The organism is Streptomyces sp. NPDC013187 (genome assembly GCF_042899705.1).
In the GTDB taxonomy this organism is placed as follows: domain Bacteria; phylum Actinomycetota; class Actinomycetes; order Streptomycetales; family Streptomycetaceae; genus Streptomyces; species Streptomyces hawaiiensis_A.
Genome location: NZ_JBIBAF010000003.1, coordinates 529502 through 550521, shown reverse-complemented (window position 1 = coordinate 550521; position 21020 = coordinate 529502). Strand labels below are relative to the sequence as shown.

Genomic DNA, 21020 nt, shown 5'->3' with positions numbered 1-21020 from the left:
CGGACACCGCGATCGGGCAGGAAGCCCGGTCGGCGGGACGCGGGGCCGCTACGAGCGCCGGTGCGCTCCCCGCTTCGCCTCCATCGCCGCCCGGCCGATCGCCCCCTTCCGCTTCCAGTCCTTGCGGATCTCGGCCCGGAGGCGGGCGTCGGTCTTGGCGACGATGCGCTGGTTCTCCCGCAGCAGCTTGCGGTAGCTCTCCAGTCGCCGCTGCGGCAGCTCACCGCTGTCGATGGCGGCCAGCACGGCGCATCCCGGTTCCGCCTCGTGGGCGCAGTCGTGGAAGCGGCACCTCTCGGACAGTTCCTCGATCTCGGAGAACACCTGCCCGACGCCGGTCTCGGCGTCCCACAGGCCGACGCCGCGCAGCCCGGGGGTGTCGATCAGGACGCCCCCGCCGGGCAGGACGAGCAGGTTGCGCGTGGTGGTGGTGTGACGGCCCTTGCCGTCGACGTCGCGGGTGGCCCGGACGTCCATGACGTCCTCGCCGAGCAGCGCGTTGGCGAGGGTCGACTTGCCCGCGCCGGACTGCCCGAGCAGCACGGACGTCCCGCCGCCGGCGATCGCGGCGAGCACGCCCAGCCCTCCCCCGAGCTCCCGGCTGCGCTCGAGCAGGGAGGTGCCCCCCTCGTCAAGGGCGCTGACCGGCACGACCGGCACGCCCGGCGCGCTCGTCTCCACGTCCTGGACGAGGTACGAGAGGGTCACGGGGTCCGGCACGAGGTCGGCCTTGGTGAGGACGACGACGGGCTGGGCCCCGGATTCCCAGGCGAGCGCGAGGAAGCGCTCGATGCGGCCGAGGTCCAGCTCGACCGCGAGGGACACGGCGATGACGGCGTGGTCGACGTTGGCCGCGAGGATCTGCCCCTCGGAGCGCTGGGAGGAAGTGGAGCGGACGAAGGCGGTGCGGCGCGGCAGGCAGGTGCGGACGTAGCGCGGGTTCCCGCCGGGTTCGACGGCGACCCAGTCGCCGGTGCACACCACCCGCAGGGGGTCGTGCGGGGTGACGAACGCGGTGTCGGCCCGCAGCGGCCCGCCGGCGGTGACCACGTCGCACTGCCCGCGGTCGACCCGCACGACCCGGCCGGGCAGCAGCCCTTCGGCCTCGTACGGGGCGAACGCCTCGGCCCAGGCCTCGTCCCAGCCGTAGGGAGCGAGCGCGGAGGAAACGGATGAAGCGGAGGAGGAAGACAAGGGTGACCCTTCCGAGGTCGGCCCCCGGTCCGACAGTCGGTCGGATCAGCCGGCGGCCATGGAGGTGGACTTCATGAACTGGATGCGGGCAGCGCTCATCGCATTGACAGCCATCGGTCGACACCTCCTCGTCGCTCGGATCTTCTCTGCGCGGAACCGCGGTGTGCGCGGAACCGACGTCACGGTATCCCGCCGTGGCGCGGGTGCGTCAACCGCTTTTCACGCAGGTGTGGCCGTTCAGTTCGAAGTCGTACGGCGGGGAGTTCTTGCCGCGCCAGGAGGCCAGGAAGCCGAAGGCCAGGTCGCCGCCCGCGGGGACCGACTTGTTATAGTCGGCGGCCGTGGCGCTGACGCGGGAGCCGTCCTGGGAGACGGAGGCGTCCCACATCTGGCCGACATGCTGGCCGTCCCGGAAGGACCAGGCGACGCGCCAGGTGTCGAGGGGCCGGGTGCTGGTGACGGTGACCGTGGCCTGGAAGCCGTCCGGCCACTGGTTGACCAGGTCGTACTCGACCCTGCAGACGGGATCCTCGTTCTCGTCGGGTTCGGCCCGGTCGGTGGGCGAGGAGGTGCCCTGCGGTTCGGTGTGGCGGTTCTTGTCCTCGGGCTTGCCGGGTTTCTCCGGCTGCTTCGAGGTCGGGGTGTGCCGGTCGGCCGGTTTCGAGGTCGCGGGTGGCAGGGACGGGACGGACGGCAGGGGCGGAGCACTGTCGGCCACCGGCTGCCGGTCGGCGCCGGGTGCGCCGAGGTCGTCGCCGTCGCCGCCGAAGGGCATCAGGGAGACCCCCAGGGCCAGCACGGAGACCAGGACCGCGGCGACGAGGAGCCCGTTGCGGGCGACGCGCGCCTTCTGCTCGCCGTCCTCCGGCTCTGCGCCCGCCCGGCCCGTCGAGCCGGCCCGGCCGGCACCGAGCCGCACCTCGGCTGCGCGGCGACGCCGCTCCAGGTAGGCGAGGCCTCCCCAGCCGATCACCCCTCCGGCCAGCGCCCCGGGCAGGGCGCCGCCGTGCAGGCGCAGACAGGCGGCGGCCTCGGCGCACTGCACGCAGGTGGCGAGGTGCCGGGAGAGGTCGCCGGGGGCCTCGGCGGCGGAGGAGCGGGTGACGGCGTCGAGCAGCCGGGCGTAGCTGCGGCACCGGCCGTCCATGGGCGTGTCGAGGTGGTTGCGGTGGCAGCGGTCCCGGAACAGGGTGCGCACCTGCTGGAGTTCCTCGGCGGCGCCGGCCGGATCGAGTCCCAGGCGGCGGGCGACCAGGGGCAGCGGCAGCGCCTCCACCTCGGCGAACCAGAGCAGTTCGGCGTCCGGTTGCTGCAGGTCGCGCAGGCCGCGCAGCGCGAGCGGGCGCTGCAGGGGCGGGCCGGTGTAGCGGGCGGCGGCGTCCGAGTTGAGCCACAGGCGCAGGTCGGGGTCGAGTTTGTGGCCCTGCCCCTCCTCCTCCCAGGCCGCGGCCGTGGTGCGCACGGAGGTCAGCAGCAGGGGTATGCGGGGCAGCCGGGCCGGGCGGCGGGCGGTGCCACGGACCTGGCCGGTCTCGGCGGCGCGGGCCTCGCGCACGCCGTGTGCGAACGCCTCGCGGCCGAGCTGTGCGGCGGCCGTGGAACCGGACGTGCACAGGTCCGCGTACGCGAGGACCGCGTCCCAGCACTCGGAGAACAGCGCGGCCTCGGTGGCGTCCTGAGGGGTCGGCAGGTCGGGCATGGGTCTCCTGCATCCACAAGCGAGGTCAACTCACCACAGCGGCATTGGAGTTGGGGGGAACCTCGCGGCAGGGGGAGAGCTTTTCACGCCTCCCACACAACTGACAAGCGCCCTGTTCAGATATCACGACAGGACGGCCGCACCCCACGACTCCGGTCTCGGAGTGCCATACGGATGCGGCCGCCCTGCGACTCAACCTCGCGTCGCCCCGAGGGGCGATGTCATCGAAGCGTTATCAAACGGCGGTCGGGGCGTCGGCCGGGAGGCTGTCCATGAAGGAGCTGACCGAGAAGACCGCGTTGCCGGCGCCGGGCGGGCCGTAGCCGGGGGGCGAGGAGAGGCCGAAGTCCTCCATGGTCTGCCGGTACGCCTGGAGCAGGCGGATGTGGTACTCCAGCGGAGCGCCCTGCGGGTTGGCCTTGCCGAGCGGCGTCGTGGGCTCCGGGCACCAGGTGGTGAAGCGGGGCGTGATGCCGTGCGACATGAAGAAGCGCAGGCCCTCGGTGGTGGAGTCGATGGCCTCGTCGACCGTCTTGAAGCCGAACGGCTCGGCCATCTCCACGCCCGCCACGAAGTTGGGGATGACGTTGCGCGCGCCGAAGATCTCGGCCGAGTCGAGGATCCGCTTGTGCCACTCGTCCCGCCCGACGTACCGCTCCTTGCCCGGGCAGTACATCTTGAACAGGTACTCGTCCCACACCTCGTAGTTGGGGTGGTAGATCTGCACCCCGTAGTCCTTGAAGCGCTGGACGTCGTCCTTGGGCAGCGCCTGGGCCACGACCTTGCCGATCCAGCGGCCCGGGAAGTGCTCCTCGATGGCCTTGGCGTACCGCCCGTAGAAGTCCGCCTCGTCCAGGCCCTGCACCTTCGACGTGATCGCTCCACCGGTGAGCGTGTACGCGGTGGACACCTTCGCGGTGTCGTACCTGTTGATGATCTCGAGCGCCTCGAGGACTTCGTCGACGTCCTTCACGCCCGTGTAGGGGCGGCCCGCCGCCTTGTGCTGGCGCCAGTTGTGGTTGATGTCGCAGTACTGGCACTCCTCCTTGGCACCGAAGTACTGGCACACGCGGAACGCGGTCAGGTAGATCAGGTAACCCCACTGGATGGTCGGGGCCACCTCCATGACCGACTTCCCGTTGGCGAGGGTGTGCCGGTAGTACTCGGGCATCGGCGGCACACCGACGTCGGAGATGCGCTTGCCGTCGAGGTAGAGGCCGAGCACGCCGTCCTCGTTCGCGGCGACGCGGTACGGCGAGGACGGGTTCACGCGCACCGAGACGACGGTGCGGCGCAGGTCGTAGGGGCCGCCGGTGAGGATGATCTCCTCGGGCGGCCGGCGCAGTGCGGCCTCGCCCAGTTCGGGCAGGGTGCCGTGGTCGAAGGAGAAGATGAAGTACGACTTCGGCTTGACCTCGCCGCCCTCGTTGTCGCTGAGCGCGGACGGGTCGAAGGCGACGCCGCCGCGGAGCAGGTCCTCCTTGAAGACGGCCTCCCGCGGTACGTGCGGGAACCGCTCCATCAGATCCTCGACCAGCGCGGTACGGCTGCCCATCCCGTCTCTCCTCCCGGTTCGGACGTACGACTCCTCACGGTATGCCCCCGGGTGCGCGAGGCCGGTACCCGGGTCCCCCCGAGGCGACGGAACGCCCCGTACATCACCCTCTGTCCTGGGGTGATCGTCAGGCTTCCCGCTCCAGCGCCGCCCAGTCGACCGCGTACGCCGGCTCCTCCCCGGCCAGCAAGCGTTCCGCCTCCTCGGCGACCGTCAGGCCGAGCCGGGCCAGCTCGTTGCCCTGGGAGCCCGCGAGGTGCGGCGTGACGAAGGCGCCGGGCAGGTCGTAGAGGGGCGAGTCGGCGGGGAGCGGCTCGGGGTCGGTGACGTCGAGGATCGCGGTCAGGCGCCCGGTGCGCAGTTCCGCCACGAGGGCGTCGTGGTCGACCAGCGCACCGCGCGCGGTGTTGATCAGCACCGCCCCGTCGGGCATCAGGGCCAGCTCGCGGCGGCCGATCATGTGGCGGGTCTCGGGCGTCTCGGGGGCGTGCACGGTGACGATGCCGGACGTGCGCAGCAGCTCGTCCATCGGCAGCAGGGGGACGCCGAGCGCGGCGGCCCGGCGCTCGTCGACGTAGGGGTCGGTGAGGACCGGCCGCAGATCGAAGGGGCGGAGCAGTTCGAGGACGCGGCGGCCGATGCGGGAGGCGCCGATGACGCCGACCCGGCGGCCGTAGTTGCCGATGCCGGGGATGACGCCCCAGCCCGGGGACGTGCGGGCCGTGCGCATCCGGTCGCGGGCGGCGAGGACGTCCTTCCCGGCGAGCAGGATCATGGCGAGGGTGTACTCGGCGACCGGCAGCGCGTTGGCGACGGCCGCCGAGGAGACGGCGATGCCCCGCTCCCGGAGGGCGTGGGTGGCGAAGGACTTCACGGAGCCCGCCGAGTGCAGCACCGCCCGCAGCCGGGGAGCGGCGTCGAGAACCGTCTCGTCGATCCGGGGGCAGCCCCAGCCGGTCACCAGGACCTCGGTCCGGGCCAGCGCATCGAGGACGCGCGGGTCGGTGAAGTCCCGGACCACGAGGTCCGGATCGATGTCCAGGGACTTCTGCAGCCGTGCCAGCACCTCGGGCGGGAAGACCTGCGGCACGTTCTCGGCGTCCAGGGCGAACAGTGCCTGGGGGCGCTGGCTCAAGGAGGTGACCTTCCGGCTCGGGTGGCACTGCTGAAACGGCTCCGCACCACGGATAGAAACCGCTCTCTACATTCCCACCGTAGGCCGATCCGGACGGCTGCGGCAATGGACTCCGGGCCGGGGTAGGTTCCGCCCCGGGGGCTCACCTGTCCCCGCTGCCTCGGGGAAGGACGACGGATGAACGGGACCGTGACCAACTGGGCGGGCAACATCACCTACGCGGCCAAGGAACTGCACCGGCCCGCCTCGTCGACCGCGCTGCAAGCGCTCGTCGCGGACAGCGACCGGGTGCGGGTCCTGGGCAGCGGGCACTCGTTCAACGAGATCGCCGAACCCGGCCCCGAGGGCGTCCTGCTGTCGCTGGCGGACCTGCCCCCTCAGGTGGAGGTCGACACGGCGGCCCGGACCGTGCGGGTCGGCGGCGGTGTGCGCTACGCGGAACTGGCCCGCCGGATCCACGGGCTGGGCCTCGCGCTGCACAACATGGCATCCCTGCCGCACATCTCGGTGGCCGGGTCGGTCGCGACCGGCACGCACGGCTCGGGGGTGCTCAACGGCCCGCTCTCGGCGTCCGTGCGCGAGGTGGAGCTGGTCACGGCCGACGGCTCGGTGGTGACCATAGGGCGGGGCGAGGAGCGGTTCGGCGGGGCCGTCACCTCGCTCGGCGCGCTCGGCGTCGTCACCGCGCTCACCCTGGACCTGGAGCCGGCCTACGAGGTCGAGCAGCACGTGTTCACCGAATTGCCGCTGGAGGGCCTGGACTCCGGGGTGTTCGAGACGGTGATGGCCACGGGGTACAGCGTCAGCCTGTTCACCGACTGGCGGGAGCCGGGCTTCCGGCAGGTGTGGCTCAAGCGGCGTACCGACCAGCCGCTGCCCGCCTTCCCCTGGGCCGCTCCCGCCGCGGAGAAGATGCACCCGGTGCCCGGCATGCCCGCGGTCAACTGCACCGAGCAGTTCGGTGTGCCGGGGCCGTGGCACCAGCGGCTTCCGCACTTCCGGGCGGAGTTCGTGCCGAGCAGCGGGGCGGAGTTGCAGTCGGAGTACCTGCTGCCGCGCGGGCACGCCGTGGAGATGCTGCACGCGCTCGACGCGATCCGGGAGCATGTCGCCCCCGTCCTGCAGACCTGCGAGGTGCGCACGGTCGCCGGCGACGACCAGTGGATGAGCCCCTCGCACGGGCGGGACACCGTCGCGGCGCACTTCACCTGGGTCGAGGACACGCGGACGGTGCTGCCGGTGGTGCGGCGGGTCGAGGCGGCGCTGGCCCCCTTCGGAGCCCGCCCGCACTGGGGGAAGGTGTTCACCCTGCCCGCCTCGGCCCTGCTCGAGCTGTACCCGCGCCTCGGCGACTTCCGGGCGCTGACGCGGGAGCTGGACCCGAGGGGGAAGTTCACCAACGCCTTCGTGCGGGAGGTGCTCGCGCGGGCGTAGGCAAGGTGGGGGTGGCACGGGCCGGCAGGTCACCGAAGGGCGGACCGCTCGGTGCCGGGGGGTCGGGTCGCGGCGTGCGGGCGGGTGACCGAGGTCGTGGCGCGGTCGGCCTCGTCCTTGACGAGCAGGGACATCAGGGACGCCACGGTCAGCCCCGCCTCGGCCGGGTGGCGCAGCACCTTGCCGGGGTCGATCCGGTACGCGTTGGTGCGCCCCTCCCGCGTGTGCGAGAGGTACCCGTCCTGCTCCAGGTCGGCGATGATCTTCTGCACGGCTCGTTCGGTGAGCCGGCAGTGGGCCGCTATGTCCCGGATACGGGCACTGTGATTGTCGGCAATGGCAGCCAGCACGCGCGCATGGTTGGTGAGGAACGTCCATCCGGTGTGTGGCTCGGGCACTCCATCCATGTCCCCAACTCTAGCGACAGAACATTCACGCACCTAAAAACACGTACTGCATTTCATGTATTGGTTGACGGGCATGGGGTAGAGAGGCAACGCTGGAAGCGGAGGCAAGGCGAACGCAGGAGGGAGAACAGGGCCATGCCGGAGCCTGCGTACTCTGCGCGGTCTCATACCCGGGAAGACGCCGCACCCGCGGGGGACGACTGTGACCCGACGGCGATCCCGCCCTGCATGGCGACCATGGACGTCGTCGCGGACGGCGACCGGATGACCGTGACGATGTGGGGTGAACTGGACCTGGGCAGCCGGCGGCTGCTGCCCGAGCTGTACGACATGCTCACCCTGTCGGACGACGGCATCGACCTGCGTCTGGACGCCGTCGGGTTCTGCGACTGCTCCGGCCTCAGCGCCCTGCTGGAGCTGCACGACCGTGCCGTCGACCTGGGCAAGTCGGTCACCGTCCGGTCCTGCGGGGTCGCGGTCGAGCGCGTTCTCGAGCTGACCGGCACGCGGGAGCTGTTGACCGACTCCGGCCGGCTGGAGGACGCCGCACCCCCGGCCCCGTCCGGCACGGCCCCGCCGGAGGAGGACGGCCAGGACCTGCGCGCCGAGGTCGCCCAGTTGCGCCGCGCCATGCAGACCCGGCCCACCATCGACCTGGCCCGCGGCATCCTGATGGCCTCCTTCGGCCTGACTCCCGAGGCGGCCTGGAGCGTGCTGGTCAGGACCTCCCAGAACACCAACACCAAACTGCACGACCTGGCCGGGGAGCTGGTGGGCACCGTACGCGGCACGACACTGCCGGAGCAGGTGCAGCGGCAGCTGGCCGCAGCGGTCGCCGGCGCGAACCGTCCGGACGAGGTGCCGGCGTACCCCACGGGCGGTCCCGCGGAGAAGCGGGACTGACCTGCCGGGGGCCGGAGCACCCGTACTGAGGCATCATGGTCAGGCCACGACCCGCCTTCACCGGCCCGCATCGGGCGGGGACTTTATAAAGCCCCTTTCCAAACCCCTTGTCGAAAGTCCCGGCAGCCCATAGCCTTGCGCCGCGCCGGTGCCGACGTCGATCCGGCCCGGCCGGTCTGGGAAGGAATGGGGCACCCCGGTGAAGCGCACATCACGTGACATCCGCACCGCGAACCGCTACGAGGTGCTGCGTCAGATCATCGCGGAGTCACCCACCTCCCGGCAGGAGCTGGCAGCGGCCACGGGGCTCAGCCTCGCGACGGTCGCCACCCTCGTCGGCGAGCTGCTCGACCTGCGCATGATCACCGAGGTCGGCTTCGAGGACTCGGCGGGCGGCCGCCCCCGGGGCCTGGTCGCGGTCAACACCTCGGGCGGCGCGCTGATCGGCGTCGACATCGCCGAGACGTACGTCCACGTGGAGCTCTTCGACCTCGGGCTGAACGTGCTGGCCCGCGCCGAGGAGGACGTCCGGCCCGGCGAGAGCCTGCCCGAGCAGGTGGTCGGCCATGTGGTCACCGCCGTCGGCTCGGTCGTCACGCAGGCCGGCATCGAGGGCGCCCGGGTGCTGGGGGTCGGGGTGAGCGTGCCGGGGCAGGTGGACCGCGCCACCGGCGTCTCCGAGTACGCGCCCAACTGGGACTGGCACGACGTACCGCTGCTCGACCTGCTCACCGAGCACATCGCCTATCCGCTGTACCTGGACAACCCGCTGCGCGCCAGCGCGGTCGCCGAGTTGTGGTTCGGGGCCGCGCGCGGGCGCGGGAACGCGGTGGTGGTCAACCTGGGCACGGGTGTGGGCGCCGGTCTCGTCCTGGGCGGCGGCCTGCACCGGGGGGTCAGCAACAGCGCCGGCGAGTGGGGCCACACCACGATGGTGCTGGACGGACGTCCGTGCCGCTGCGGCAACCACGGGTGCGTGGAGACGTACGTCGGCGCGCGCGGCATCATGCTGAACCTGCGCGAGCTCAGTCCCGACAGCGCGCTGCTGCACGCCGAGGACCAGACGGCGACCATCGACGCCCTGGCCCGCGGGGTCGCGGCGGACGACCCCCTGGCGCGCCGGGTCGTCCACGACACCGCACGCTATCTGGGCGCCGGAGTCGCGGACCTGGTCAACCTGTTCAACCCCGAGATCGTCGTGCTGAGCAGCTGGGTGGCCCGCACCCTGGGCGAGCCGCTGCTGCACGAGGTGCGCGAGGCTGTGACCCGGCACGCGCTGCCACGGCCGCTGGCCGCCACCGAGGTCGTCCTCTCCCCGATCCCCACCGACCCGGTGTGCCTCGGCGCGGCGACGTTCGCGCTCGAAGGCGCACTGCAGGCCGTCGGGCAGAAGAACGGCAAACGCACCGCCCCCGTGAGGAGCCGTACCACCACCCCACCCTCGTAACGGCGGAACCAACTCCTCCACTCCTCCTACGCGTTCGAAATCGCGAACCGGACACAACGCTTCGCACAGACTTCGTCCAACCCCTTGCCGAAGCCTTAGTCGAAGCTCTAGCGTCCCGCACCGCACCTCTCTTTGAGCCATCTGGCGCGAGCCTTCGGGCCGTGAGCCATCAGGCAGTGAGCCGCAGAGCCGCAGCCGCACTCGAGACAAGGACGTCAGCATGTCGGCATCGAGCAACATGAACTGGGACCGCCGGAACGTACTGCGGGCCGCGATGGGCCTGGCCGCCGCGGGCGGGCTGGCCGCGTGCGGCGGCAACAACGGCCGGGGCGGCGGCTCCGGTTCGGGCACCAACCTGACGCAGATGTTCCACGCCTACGGTGAGGCGGGCACCGAACAGGCCATCAAGAAGTACGCGAAGGCGTACAAGAAGGCCAACGTGACCACGCAGTGGATCACCAGCGCCGACTTCGAGAGCAAGCTCTTCTCGGCGCTGCTCACCAAGGACGCGCCGGACCTCTTCGAGTTCCACCCGCAGATCCAGATGGTGAAGAGCGGCCAGGTGGCGGACCTGACCGACATCATCGACCCGGTCAAGGACGACTTCAACCCGGCCGACATCAAGTCGCACACGGTCGACGGGAAGATATACGGCGTCCGCATGATCGACGACCCGCAGTTCTTCTTCTACCGCAAGTCGATGCTGGAGAAGGCCAAGGTCGAGGTGCCGACCACGCTCGACGAGCTGATGGAGGCCGCCGCCAAGCTCACCACCGGCAAGGTCAAGGGCCTGTACATGGGCAACGACCTGCACAATGTCATCAACCCGATGATCTGGTCGGCCGGCGCGGACACCCTCAACGAGAAGAACGAGATCGCCTACCACACCCCCGGTGTCGTCGAGGGCATCAAGAAGATGCGCAAGCTGTTCACCAGCGGCGACCTCCTCCTCGGCGCCCCGACCGAGTCCTGGGACCCGTCCTCGTTCAACCAGGGCCTGTGCGCCATCCAGTTCTGCGGCATGTGGGCGATGCCGGCCATCCAGGACGCGCTCGGCGACGACTGGGGCGTCTTCCCCTTCCCGAAGACCGTCGACTCCGGCAAGCAGTCCGTCTACAACGGCGGCTGGTCGATGTTCGTCAACGCCAAGGGCAAGAACGTCGACGCGGCCAAGGAGTTCGTGAAGTGGCTGTGGATCGACCAGAAGCAGTACCAGGAGGACTGGGCCACCTCCTACGGCTTCCACATCCCGCCGCGCACCTCGCTCGCCAAGACGGCCGACAAGCTCAAGTCGGGCAACGCAGCTGAGGGCGTCAGGCTCTTCAACGAGTTCGGCCACTTCGACAACATCGGCTGGACCCAGGCGATGATCACCGCTCTGGAGGACGTCTTCGCCAACTCCGTCCGCAAGGACATGGACCCGGAGAAGGCACTCGACAAGGCCGATGTGGCCGTGAACCGCGAGCTCAAGAAGCTGTTCGGATAGGCCGCGGGACGGACCACGACATGTCGACGACCACCAAGCTCGACCTCGCGGGCTCCGCCCCGGCGAAGGCCTCACCGGCCAAGCCGCGGCGGGGCCTGCGGGGCAGCCCCACCTACGCCTTCTGGCTCTTCACCGGGCCGTTCCTGATCGGCCTGGCGATCTTCGTCTACGCGCCGATCCTCTGGAGCCTCTGGCTGAGCTTCTTCGAGGCCCGCTTCACCGTCACGCCGGACAAGTTCGTCGGCTTCGACAACTACGTGTACATGCTGACGAACGACGACTTCGTCGGCTCGCTCGGCACCTTCACCGTCTTCGCCGCGTTCATCGTGCCCACCACCTGGGCGCTGTCGCTGGGCCTGGCCCTGCTGGTGAACCGGCTGCGATTCATGCGGGCGTTCTTCCGCTCGGTCTTCTTCCTGCCGACCGCGGTCAGCTATGTCGCCGCGGCGCTCATCTGGAAGATGTCCATCTTCAGCGGAGTCCGCTTCGGTCTGATGAACACGGTCCTGGGCTGGTTCGGGATCGAGAACATCGCCTGGCTGATCGACCCCAACCCGCCCTGGTACTGGCTGGTCATCGTGACGGCCCGGCTGTGGCTGCAGTCCGGCTTCTACATGATCCTGTTCATCGCGGCGCTGCAGAACATCCCGGACGAGCTGTACGAGGCCGCCGCCATCGACGGCGCCAAGTCGGGCTGGCAGACCTTCCGGTACATCACGCTGCCCCAGCTGCGCGCCACGTCCACCGCGGTGATCCTGCTGCTGCTGATCGCCGCCTACCAGGCCTTCGACGAGTTCTTCAACCTGCTGTCCAAGACCACCTGGGGACGCCCGCCCCTCGTCGAGCTGTACTACAAGGCCCTGGGCGAGAGCCAGGACTACGGCGCCGGCAGCGCGGGGGCACTCATCCTGACCGTGCTGATCTGTGCCGTGACCCTGCTCCAGGGCAAGATCATGGGCTTCGGAAGGGGTGACGAGTCCAAGTGACCACCACCATGACCAAGGTGCGCAAGTCCGCCCCCGCGCCGGACGCGCCCAGCCGGGTCAGGCGCGGTGGCGGCGTGATGAGCTCCACCGGCCTCTACGTCGCCACGGGCGTCGCCGCGTTCCTGTTCCTGATCCCGTTCTACATCCTGGTGCGCAACGCCCTCTCCACCGACGCCGAGATCACCGGAGAGAACTGGAAGTTCTTCCCCACGGACATCCAGTGGGGCAACATCAAGGAGCTCTTCACCGACGAGACGGTCCCCTTCGCCCAGTCCCTGTGGAACTCGGCGGTCGTGGCCACCCTGCACACCGTCGGCGTCCTGCTGGTGTGCTCCCTCGCCGGCTACGGTCTGGCCCGCATCCCCTACAAGCACGCCAACAAGGTGTTCTACGCCGTCCTGGGGACCCTGATGGTCCCGACCGCGGTCACCTTCGTCCCGAGCTTCGTGCTGGTCTCCTCGCTCGGCTGGGTCGACACCTACCGGGGTCTGATCATTCCCGGGCTGTTCAGTGGTTTCACCTGCTTCCTGTTCCGGCAGTACTTCCTGGGGTTCCCCAAGGAGCTGGAGGAGGCGGCACGCATGGACGGGCTGGGCTACTGGGGCGCATACTGGCGCGTCGTAGTGCCGAACTCGCTGAACTTCTTCGCGGCGATGGCGACCATCACCTTCATCAACGGCTGGAACGCCTTCCTGTGGCCTCTGGTCATCGGCCAGGACCCCGGTTCCTGGACGGTGCAGGTCGCGCTGTCCAGTTACATGACCAACCAGACCGTCGTCTTCCACCTGATCTTCATGGCCACGGCCGTATCCATCCTCCCCCTGGTCTTCGTCTTCCTCTTCCTCCAGCGCTGGCTGGTGCAGGGGATCGCACAGACCGGCATCAAGGGCTGAGCTAGGAGACCGATGTCTTACCGCACGACCCCATCCGTCGATTACGTCGAAGACGTCTCCCCGGGCAGCGGGGCCCTGCCGCCCCGCGCCTGGTACGCGTCCTCCGACGCGCGGTCCCTGTCGCTGAACGGCAGCTGGCGCCTGCGGGTGTCGGCCACCGCCGACGCCGAGGACGACTCGTTCGCCGAGGAGGGCTACGACGCCGGGAACTGGGCCGAGGTCACGGTCCCCGGGCACTGGGTTCTCCAGGGCGACGGGGCGTTCGGCTCCCCGATCTACACCAATCACCTCTACCCCTTCCCGGTGGACCCGCCGTACGTCCCGACGGAGAACCCGACCGGTGACCATCTGCGCGTCTTCGACCTGCCGTCCGACTGGCCGTCGGACGGCGGGGCGGTGCTGCGCTTCGACGGTGTCGAGTCGTGCGCCCGCGTCTGGCTGAACGGCACGGAGCTCGGCGAGTTCAAGGGCTCCCGGCTGGCGCACGAGTTCACGGTCGGTGAGCTGCTGAAGCCCGGACGCAACGTGCTCGCCGTGCGCGTGCACCAGTGGTCGGCGGGGTCGTACCTGGAGGACCAGGACCAGTGGTGGCTGCCGGGCATCTTCCGTGACGTGACGCTGCTGCACCGCCCGGCGGGCAGCGCGGGCGACTTCTTCGTGCACGCCTCCTACGACCACACCACCGGCGAGGGCACCCTGCGCGTCGACTCCGAGGTCGACGGGCGGGTGACCGTCCCGGCCCTGGACATCGATGTCGCGACCGGCGAGTCGATCACGGTCGCCGTCGAGCCGTGGACCGCCGAGACCCCGCGGCTGTACGACGGTGTGCTGGCCACCGAGGGTGAGCGGGTGCCGCTGCGGATCGGTTTCCGTACCGTCGTCCTCGAGGACGGGCTCGTCAAGGTCAACGGCAGGGCGATCCTGTTCCGGGGCGTCAACCGGCACGAGTGGCACCCCCGGCAGGGTCGCGCGCTCGACCTGGAGACCATGCGCGAGGACGTGCTGCTGATGAAGCGGCACAACCTCAACGCCGTGCGCACCTCGCACTACCCGCCGCACCCGGCCTTCCTGGACCTGTGCGACGAGTACGGCCTGTGGGTCATCGACGAGTGCGACCTGGAGACCCACGGTTTCGTCGAGCAGGACTGGCGGGACAACCCGGTCGACGACGAGCGCTGGACCCCGGCCCTGCTGGACCGCGCCGCGCGCATGGTCGAGCGGGACAAGAACCACCCGTCCATCGTGTTCTGGTCGCTGGGCAACGAGGCCGGCACCGGCCGCGGGCTCACCGCCATGGCCGAGTGGATCCACGGCCGCGACCCCGAGCGGCTGGTGCACTACGAGGGCGACTGGAACTGCCGCGACACAGACGTCTACTCGCGGATGTACGCCTCCCACGAGGAGGTCGCCAAGATCGGGCAGCGGCTCGACGGCGGTACGCACAAGCGCCGCGAACTGCCGTTCATCCAGTGCGAGTACGGCCACGCCATGGGCAACGGCCCCGGCGGCCTGGCCGACTACCAGGAGCTGTTCGAGAAGCACGAGCGGCTTCAGGGCGGATTCATCTGGGAGTGGATCGATCACGGCGTCGAGCACGCCGAGCTGGGCTACGCCTACGGCGGTGACTTCGGCGAGGAGCTGCACGACGGCAACTTCGTGTGCGACGGGCTGGTCTTCCCGGACCGGACGCCGTCGCCGGGCCTGATCGAGTACAAGAAGGTCATCGAGCCGGTCCTGATCGAGGGCGACGGCACCAACGGCACCGTGCGGGTCACCAACAAGCACGACTTCGCCGACCTGTCCGCGCTGGCCTTCGAGTGGTCGTGCCAGGTGGACGGTGAGACGGTCGAGTCGGGTTCGCTCGCGGTGCCGGCGCTCGCGCCGGGCGAGAGCGCCGAGGTCAAGCTGCCGGAGCCGCCCGCGGACGGCCGGGGCGGCGAGCGGCAGTGGACGGTGCGGGCCCTGCTCGCGGACGACACGTCCTGGGCCGCGAAGGGGCACGTGGTGGCCTGGGGCCAGTTCGCGGTGGGGGCGAGGCCGCTGCCGTCCTTCCCCGCGACCGACCGGCCCGTGCGGGACGGCGACCGGATCACGCTCGGTCCGGCCGGGTTCGACGCCCGTACCGGTGCGCTGCTGTCGATCGGCGGCGTGGAGGTCGGCGCGGCACCGCGGCTGGACGTGTGGCGGGCGACGACCGACAACGACGACGGCGCCGAGTGGCAGACCGACACCCGCTACGGGATGCTGTGGCGCACGCTCGGCCTGCACCGGATGCGGCACCGCCTGGTCTCGGTCGAGGCGGGCGACGACGCGCTGACGGTGCGGACCCGGGTGGCGCCCGCCGCCCGCGAGGTGGGTCTGGACACGGTGTACCGCTGGACGTCCGACGGCGAGCGGCTGCGGCTGAGCGTGTCCGTGACGCCGGAGGGCGACTGGACGGTGCCGCTGCCCCGGCTCGGCGTGCGCTTCGGACTGCCGCAGGCGGACCGGGTGGAGTGGTTCGGCGGCGGTCCCGGCGAGGCCTACCCGGACACCAGGACGGCGTCCATGGTGGGCCGCTGGCAGTCCACGGTGGACGGGCTGCAGACGCCGTACGTCCGTCCGCAGGAGAACGGCGCCCGGGCCGATGTGCGCTGGGTGGAGCTCGGCGGTCTGAGGATCGAGGGGGACCCGGAGTTCTGGTTCACCGCGCGGCGCTGGACGACCGAGCAGCTCGATGCCGCGCGGCACCGCACCGACCTCACGGCCGGGGACACGGTGTGGGTCAACCTCGACCACGGGCTGCACGGCATCGGCTCGCAGTCCTGCGGTCCGGGTCCGCTGCCGCAGTACTTCCTGAAGGCGGAGCCTGTGGAGTTCTCGTTCGTGTTCTCGACCGCCAGGTAAGAAACTGATTAATCGATTGACCGATTGATCGACATTCCGAGAGTGTCGGGGGTGTCATCCGCGGCCGGTCGGCCCTTGTGCCGACCGGCCGCCGCTGTGTTCACCACAAGGGAGTTGGTGGGTCAGTTGAGTGTCGCCATCGAGGTCCGAGGACTGTCCCGTACCTTCCACACCACCGTCCGCCGCCCCGGGTTCGCGGGCGCCGTCCGTTCCCTGGTCAACCCCGAGCGGGTGGCCAAGCACGCCGTCTCCGACATCACCTTCGACGTGGCCGCCGGTGAACTCCTCGCCCTGCTCGGGCCGAACGGTGCCGGCAAGTCCACCACCATCAAGATCCTCACCGGCATCCTCACGCCCACGTCCGGCGAGGCCCGGGTCGCGGGCGTGGTGCCGTACCGGGAGCGGGAGCGCAACGCCCGCAACGTGGGGGCGGTGTTCGGGCAGCGCACCCAGTTGTGGTGGGACCTGCCGGTGCGCGAGTCGTTCGCGATCCTGCGGGACATCTACGAGGTGCCCAAGGCCGAACACGCCGCGCGGCTGGCGGAGTTCGACGAGATCCTGGAGCTGTCGTCGTTCTGGGACACCCGGGTCCGTCATCTCTCGCTCGGCCAGCGGGTGCGCAGCGATCTGGCCGCCGCCCTGCTCCACGACCCGCCGGTGGTGTTCCTCGACGAGCCGACCATCGGCATGGACGTGGTGGTGAAGGAGCAGGTGCGGGAGTTCCTGCGGCACCAGGTGGAACAGCGCGGCCGTACGGTGCTGCTGACCACGCACGACATGACGGAGGTCGAGCGGCTCGCCGAGCGGGTGGTGCTGGTCAACCACGGCCGGCTGATGCTGGACGGCTCGCTCGACGAGATCCGCCGGAAGTTCGGCTCGACGTGGCAGGTGCGGGCCACGCTGGCCTCGCCGGACGCCGAGGTCGTGCCGCCGCCGGGCACCACGCTGCTGCGGCACACCGGCGCGCAGATCGTCCTCGGCCCCGACGGGCCGGGCACCCTCACCGTCCAGCAGGCGCTGAAAGCGGTGATCGAGCGGTTCGAGGTGACGGACATCGCGCTGGACGAGGCGGACCTCGAGGACGTGATGCGGGCCGCGTACGCGCACGCCGGGGAGGTCTGACGTGGCCGTGCTCAGCGCCTGGCGCGCCGCCCGGGTCACCCCGCTCGGCGAGCTGAACGCACCGCCCCGGATGACCGCCGTCGCCCTCCGGCTGGCCGTGCAGGTGGTGCTGGTCTGGTCGCTGTGGAGGGGCCTGTACGCGCAGTCCGGCACGACCGCGGGACTCAGCCGCGACCAGGCGGTCACGTACGCCGTGCTGGCCGTACTGGCGTCCCGGCTGCGGGAGCTGGACCAGTACGCGGGCCGGGACACGGTCCTGCAGCACATGCACTTCGGCACCATCGTCTACTGGTACCTGCGCCCGCTGCCGCCGCAGCGCTACTACGCCCTGCGCGCCGCCGGCGAGCAACTGTACGGCCTGGCGTGGGCGTTGACGGGGTACGTGATCTGCCTGGCCGCGGGCGTCGTCGAGCCGCCCGCGTCGCCCGCCGCGGCGGGGGTGTTCCTGCTCAGCATGCTGCTGGGCCAGTGGGTCCTGTACTACGTGATGCTGGTGCTGGACCAGTTGTGCTTCTGGACGGTCCGCAACACCGCGGCCATGCTGATCCTGCTGTTCGCGCAGAACCTGCTGTCCGGGGTGTACGCGCCGCTGTGGTTCTTCCCGGACTGGTTCGTGACGATGAGCGCCTTCCTGCCCTTCCAGGCCACGCTGAGCGTGCCGCTGTCGCTGTATGTGGGGCGCATTCCGCTGTCGGACGCGGCGTTCCAGCTCTCCGTGCAGGCCGCGTGGGTCGTGGCGCTGGCGTTGTTCACCCGGTTGCTGTGGCGGCGGGCCGCCCGGCGCGTGATCTCGCAGGGAGGCTGAGATGTCGCTCAAGGCTCTGCGGATCGTGTGGCGCGTGACGGCGCTCAACTTCCGCGCGCAGCTGGAGTACCGCACCGAGTTCCTGCTGATGATCGCGATCGGCGCGATCTGGCAGGTGTCGGTGATCGTGTTCGCGACGGTGCTGCTGTCCCGGTTCGCCGGGATGGGCGGCTGGGACAGCTCCGACGTCCTGCTCATCCCGGCGACGCGGATGCTGGCGCACGGGCTGTTCGTGCTGTTCCTGGGCCGCATGCACTGGGCCGGCCGGCAGGTCCAGGAGGGCCGGATCGACATCTACCTGATGCGCCCCATGCCGGTCCACCGCCAGATCCAGCTGGCGTTCTTCCCGACCAACGCCATCGGGGACCTCACGGTGGCGGCGGGCCTGATGGCGGGCGCGCTCTCCCGCAGCGACCTGGACTGGACGACCGGCCGCGTCACGTACCTGGTCGCGGCCGTGCTCGGCGGCATGCTGCTGGAGGCCGCCCTGTTCACGGTCGTGGCCAGTGCGTCCCTGCGTTTCCCGGCCGCCGACATGTGGGGCCGCTGGCTGGAGGAACTCCTCGGCACCTTCGGCAGTTACCCGCTGAACGTCCTGCCCAGGGCGGTGGGGGGATTCCTCACCTTCGGCCTCCCGCTCGCCTTCGTCGCCTACTTCCCGGCGGCGGTCCTGACGGGCCACGGCCACACGACCGGAGTCCCCTACTGGCTCGCGGCGGCCTCACCGCTGCTCGGGCTGCTGGCGTATCTGGCGGCGCGGCTGGTGTGGCGGTGGAGTCTGCGGCACTACAGCGGCATCAACGGCTGACGGTCCGGCCAGCGCCGCGGACCGGGGTGAACAGGGCCGCCACGGCCAGCAGGACACAGGCCGCTCCGGCGGCCAGGGCGACCGGGGTCGTGCCCTGTTCCTCCGCGGCCCAGGTCAGCACGGCGGCACCGATCGGTGCCGCCGCGTAGTGCAGCGTCCAGAACGCGGAGGTCACCCGGCCCAGGAGGTGCTCCGGGGTGACTTCCTGACGGAGTGACAACGAGCAGGTGCCTCCCACGGCGGCGCAGGCGAGGAAGGCGGCGCTCAGGGCCGCGACGACCGGCACGTCACGGGCCCAGCCGAGACCGGCGAAGGCGAGCCCGCAGCCCGCGACCGAGCCGGTCCACGTCGGCCCGAAGCCGAGGCGGCGGCGGATCCTGGCCACGAGCAGGGCGCCGGTGACGGTGCCCAGTGCGCCGGCCGCCATGACGGTGCCGACGGTGCCGTCGTCGTGCCCGAGGTCGTGCTTGAGGTGATAGATGACCAGGTCGTGGATGCCGAGGGTGAGGAAGCTGAAGACGAACAGCAGGACGGTGAGCGAGCGCAGCACGGGGTGGCCGTGGAGGAAGGTGACGCCGGTGCGCAGGTCCCGCCACAGTCCGGTGCGCTCGCCCGGCTGTTCGTCCGGGGCGCGTCGGCGGAACCGTACGAACCACAGGCACGTCGCCGACACCCCGAAACTGGCCGCGTCCACGCCGACGGCCGCGGCCGGGCCGGACCACGCGGCGACCAGCCCCGCGCACAGCGGCCCGAGGACACCCGCAGCGGCGGCGGTGGCGTTGAGCCGTCCGTTGGCCTCGGTGAGCCGCTCGGTGCCGACCAGGCCGCGCACGACCGTGACGTAGCCGACCGCGAACAGCATGCCGACGGCCTCGCACAGCGGCAGCACCACGTACAGCAGCCAGATCTGCGGGCCGAACAGCCACACCAGCGGGACGGCCCCGTACAGGCCCATGCGCAGCAGGTCGCAGGCGATGAGCAGGCGGCGCCGGTCCACGCGGTCCACGACCGCCCCGGCGAACACCGCCGCCACGACCGCCGCGGCCCCTCCCACCGCCGTCAGCAGGCCCATCCGCGCGAGGGATCCGGTGGCGTCCAGGACCAGCAGGGGCAGGGCGATCAGCGCGAAGGAGTCGCCGAGCACGGAGAGGGTCTGGGCGGCCCAGAAGATCCCGAAGTCGCGCTGCCGCCACAACGGGCGCGTTCCGCGTAAGCCGTCGTCGACGGTCTCCGCCGAGCCGCCGGGTCCGTCCTCGCGCCGCGCTGCCCCGTGCGTCATGCCCGCCTCCCCCACGTCCCGAGCCGGAACCCCCGGCAACCCTATGGCGGCGCGGGTGACCGGGAGATGCCGCGAACGCGTTTCACCTGGGCGGCTACGATCACGTGGTGCGTCCGAGGGGTCTCGCCCTCGGCATGGCGCTCTTCGAGAGGTGACCCCGACCCCATGCCCAGAGCCGGTCTCACCCCCGAGCGCCTCGTCGCGGCCGCGGTCGAGCTCGCCGACGAGGTCGGGTTCGAGGGCGTCACCCTGTCCGCGCTGGCCCGCCGGTTCGGGGTGAAGGACGCGAGTCTGTACACCCACGTCCGGAGTCTGAGGGACCTGCGGACCCGCATGGCCCTCCTCTCCGGTGGCGAGATGATCGACCGGATCGCGGAGGCGGTCGAGGGACGGGAGAGCGGCCGGGACACGCTCGCCGCCTTCGCCGCCGCCTACCGGGCCTACGCCCTGGAGCACCCCGGCCGGTACGCGGCGACCCAGATCCGCATCGACCGGGAACTCGTCACGGACTCCCCCGCGATGCGGCGAACGGCGGACGTCACCTACGGCATGCTCCGCGCCTACGGCCTGGAGGAACCCGACCTCACCGACGCCGTGCGCCTGCTGCGCAGCACCTTCCACGGCTACTGCGCCCTGGAGTCCACCGGCGCCTTCGGTGCGCCCCGTGACGTGCAGGTCTCCTGGGACAGGGCGATCGACGCCCTGCACGTACTGCTCCAGAACTGGCCGGGCGAGAAGGGGCGGCCTCCGAGGCCGCCGCGATGATCGAGGGCGTGCTGCGGCACCGCACGGACGTGGAGATCGACCGGCAGTACACCGACAGGCACGGCGCCTCCTTCGGACTGGACATGGACTCACACCTCGCCCTCGTCGCCCTGGCGTTCATGGTGCCCGGCCCCCGGCGTCGCTCCCGGTCGGCTGGATCGTCGACCGGGTGAGGCGCCGGGCCGGGGAGCGGCCCGAAGCCACCGTGCTCGCGCA

At 70.9% G+C, this 21020-nt stretch carries 18 protein-coding genes; 12 read left to right on the top strand and 6 right to left on the bottom strand.

Going from position 1 to position 21020, the window contains the following annotated elements; translation table 11 throughout:
* Positions 1-48: 48 nt before the first annotated feature.
* The 4 genes from rsgA to ACFY5B_RS08330 form a co-directional block, all read right to left on the bottom strand.
* Positions 49-1194, bottom strand: coding sequence for a ribosome small subunit-dependent GTPase A (gene rsgA, locus ACFY5B_RS08345; RefSeq protein WP_389966295.1), 1146 nt, complete (start codon positions 1192-1194; stop codon positions 49-51).
* Positions 1195-1402: 208 nt separating this feature from the next.
* Positions 1403-2893 carry a cellulose binding domain-containing protein gene (locus ACFY5B_RS08340; RefSeq protein WP_389966292.1) on the bottom strand — a complete coding sequence of 497 codons (1491 nt, stop codon included), beginning with the start codon at positions 2891-2893 and terminating at the stop codon, positions 1403-1405.
* A gap of 235 nt (positions 2894-3128) precedes the next feature.
* Positions 3129-4448, bottom strand: a complete 1320-nt coding sequence (locus tag ACFY5B_RS08335) for a radical SAM protein (protein WP_389966290.1) — start codon at positions 4446-4448, stop codon at positions 3129-3131.
* Between the two features lie 127 nt (positions 4449-4575).
* Positions 4576-5583: a hydroxyacid dehydrogenase gene (locus tag ACFY5B_RS08330; RefSeq protein ID WP_389966287.1), complete on the bottom strand. Its 1008-nt coding sequence runs from the start codon at positions 5581-5583 to the stop codon at positions 4576-4578.
* Between the two features lie 177 nt (positions 5584-5760).
* Here ACFY5B_RS08330 and ACFY5B_RS08325 point away from each other — a divergent pair, with 177 nt between their 5' ends.
* Positions 5761-7017 (top strand): D-arabinono-1,4-lactone oxidase, encoded by a 1257-nt coding sequence (locus tag ACFY5B_RS08325; protein WP_389966284.1) that lies wholly within the window; start codon positions 5761-5763, stop codon positions 7015-7017.
* A gap of 29 nt (positions 7018-7046) precedes the next feature.
* Here the strand turns inward: ACFY5B_RS08325 and ACFY5B_RS08320 are convergent, their stop codons facing one another.
* On the bottom strand, positions 7047-7424 hold the full coding sequence (locus tag ACFY5B_RS08320; RefSeq protein WP_389966281.1) for a helix-turn-helix transcriptional regulator: 378 nt from the start codon (positions 7422-7424) through the stop codon (positions 7047-7049).
* Positions 7425-7652: 228 nt separating this feature from the next.
* Here ACFY5B_RS08320 and ACFY5B_RS08315 point away from each other — a divergent pair, with 228 nt between their 5' ends.
* The 9 genes from ACFY5B_RS08315 (at position 7653) to ACFY5B_RS08275 (ending at position 18760) form a co-directional block, all read left to right on the top strand.
* On the top strand, positions 7653-8327 hold the full coding sequence (locus tag ACFY5B_RS08315; protein WP_389966278.1) for an ANTAR domain-containing protein: 675 nt from the start codon (positions 7653-7655) through the stop codon (positions 8325-8327).
* Positions 8328-8526: 199 nt separating this feature from the next.
* A complete protein-coding gene (locus ACFY5B_RS08310) occupies positions 8527-9774 on the top strand; it encodes an ROK family transcriptional regulator (RefSeq protein WP_389966275.1) in 1248 nt (415 codons plus the stop codon).
* A 220-nt stretch (positions 9775-9994) separates the two neighbouring features.
* Complete coding sequence (locus tag ACFY5B_RS08305) at positions 9995-11260, top strand: ABC transporter substrate-binding protein (RefSeq protein ID WP_389966272.1); 1266 nt, start codon at positions 9995-9997, stop codon at positions 11258-11260.
* Between the two features lie 20 nt (positions 11261-11280).
* Positions 11281-12246, top strand: a complete 966-nt coding sequence (locus ACFY5B_RS08300) for a carbohydrate ABC transporter permease (protein WP_389966269.1) — start codon at positions 11281-11283, stop codon at positions 12244-12246.
* A gap of 8 nt (positions 12247-12254) precedes the next feature.
* Positions 12255-13139 (top strand): carbohydrate ABC transporter permease, encoded by an 885-nt coding sequence (locus tag ACFY5B_RS08295; RefSeq protein ID WP_389966474.1) that lies wholly within the window; start codon positions 12255-12257, stop codon positions 13137-13139.
* A 12-nt stretch (positions 13140-13151) separates the two neighbouring features.
* Positions 13152-16025, top strand: a complete 2874-nt coding sequence (locus tag ACFY5B_RS08290; RefSeq protein ID WP_389966266.1) for a glycoside hydrolase family 2 TIM barrel-domain containing protein — start codon at positions 13152-13154, stop codon at positions 16023-16025.
* A 126-nt stretch (positions 16026-16151) separates the two neighbouring features.
* A complete protein-coding gene (locus tag ACFY5B_RS08285; protein ID WP_389966471.1) occupies positions 16152-17147 on the top strand; it encodes an ATP-binding cassette domain-containing protein in 996 nt (331 codons plus the stop codon).
* Position 17148: 1 nt separating this feature from the next.
* On the top strand, positions 17149-17952 hold the full coding sequence (locus ACFY5B_RS08280; RefSeq protein WP_389966263.1) for an ABC-2 family transporter protein: 804 nt from the start codon (positions 17149-17151) through the stop codon (positions 17950-17952).
* 1 nt (position 17953) lies between these two features.
* The gene (locus tag ACFY5B_RS08275; protein WP_389966260.1) at positions 17954-18760 is read left to right on the top strand and encodes an ABC transporter permease; all 807 of its coding nucleotides are present in this window, start codon (positions 17954-17956) and stop codon (positions 18758-18760) included.
* Here the strand turns inward: ACFY5B_RS08275 and ACFY5B_RS08270 are convergent.
* Positions 18750-20039, bottom strand: a complete 1290-nt coding sequence (locus tag ACFY5B_RS08270) for an MFS transporter (protein ID WP_389966257.1) — start codon at positions 20037-20039, stop codon at positions 18750-18752. The two genes, ACFY5B_RS08275 and ACFY5B_RS08270, sit on opposite strands and share 11 nt — an antisense overlap.
* Before the next feature lie 165 nt (positions 20040-20204).
* Here ACFY5B_RS08270 and ACFY5B_RS08265 point away from each other — a divergent pair, with 165 nt between their 5' ends.
* Together ACFY5B_RS08265 and ACFY5B_RS08260 are read left to right on the top strand one after the other, a co-directional pair.
* Positions 20205-20804, top strand: a complete 600-nt coding sequence (locus ACFY5B_RS08265; protein WP_389966254.1) for a TetR/AcrR family transcriptional regulator — start codon at positions 20205-20207, stop codon at positions 20802-20804.
* Positions 20801-20977, top strand: a complete 177-nt coding sequence (locus tag ACFY5B_RS08260; protein WP_389966251.1) for a hypothetical protein — start codon at positions 20801-20803, stop codon at positions 20975-20977. The genes ACFY5B_RS08265 and ACFY5B_RS08260 overlap by 4 nt, the downstream gene beginning before the upstream one ends.
* The last annotated feature ends 43 nt before the right edge of the window (positions 20978-21020 follow it).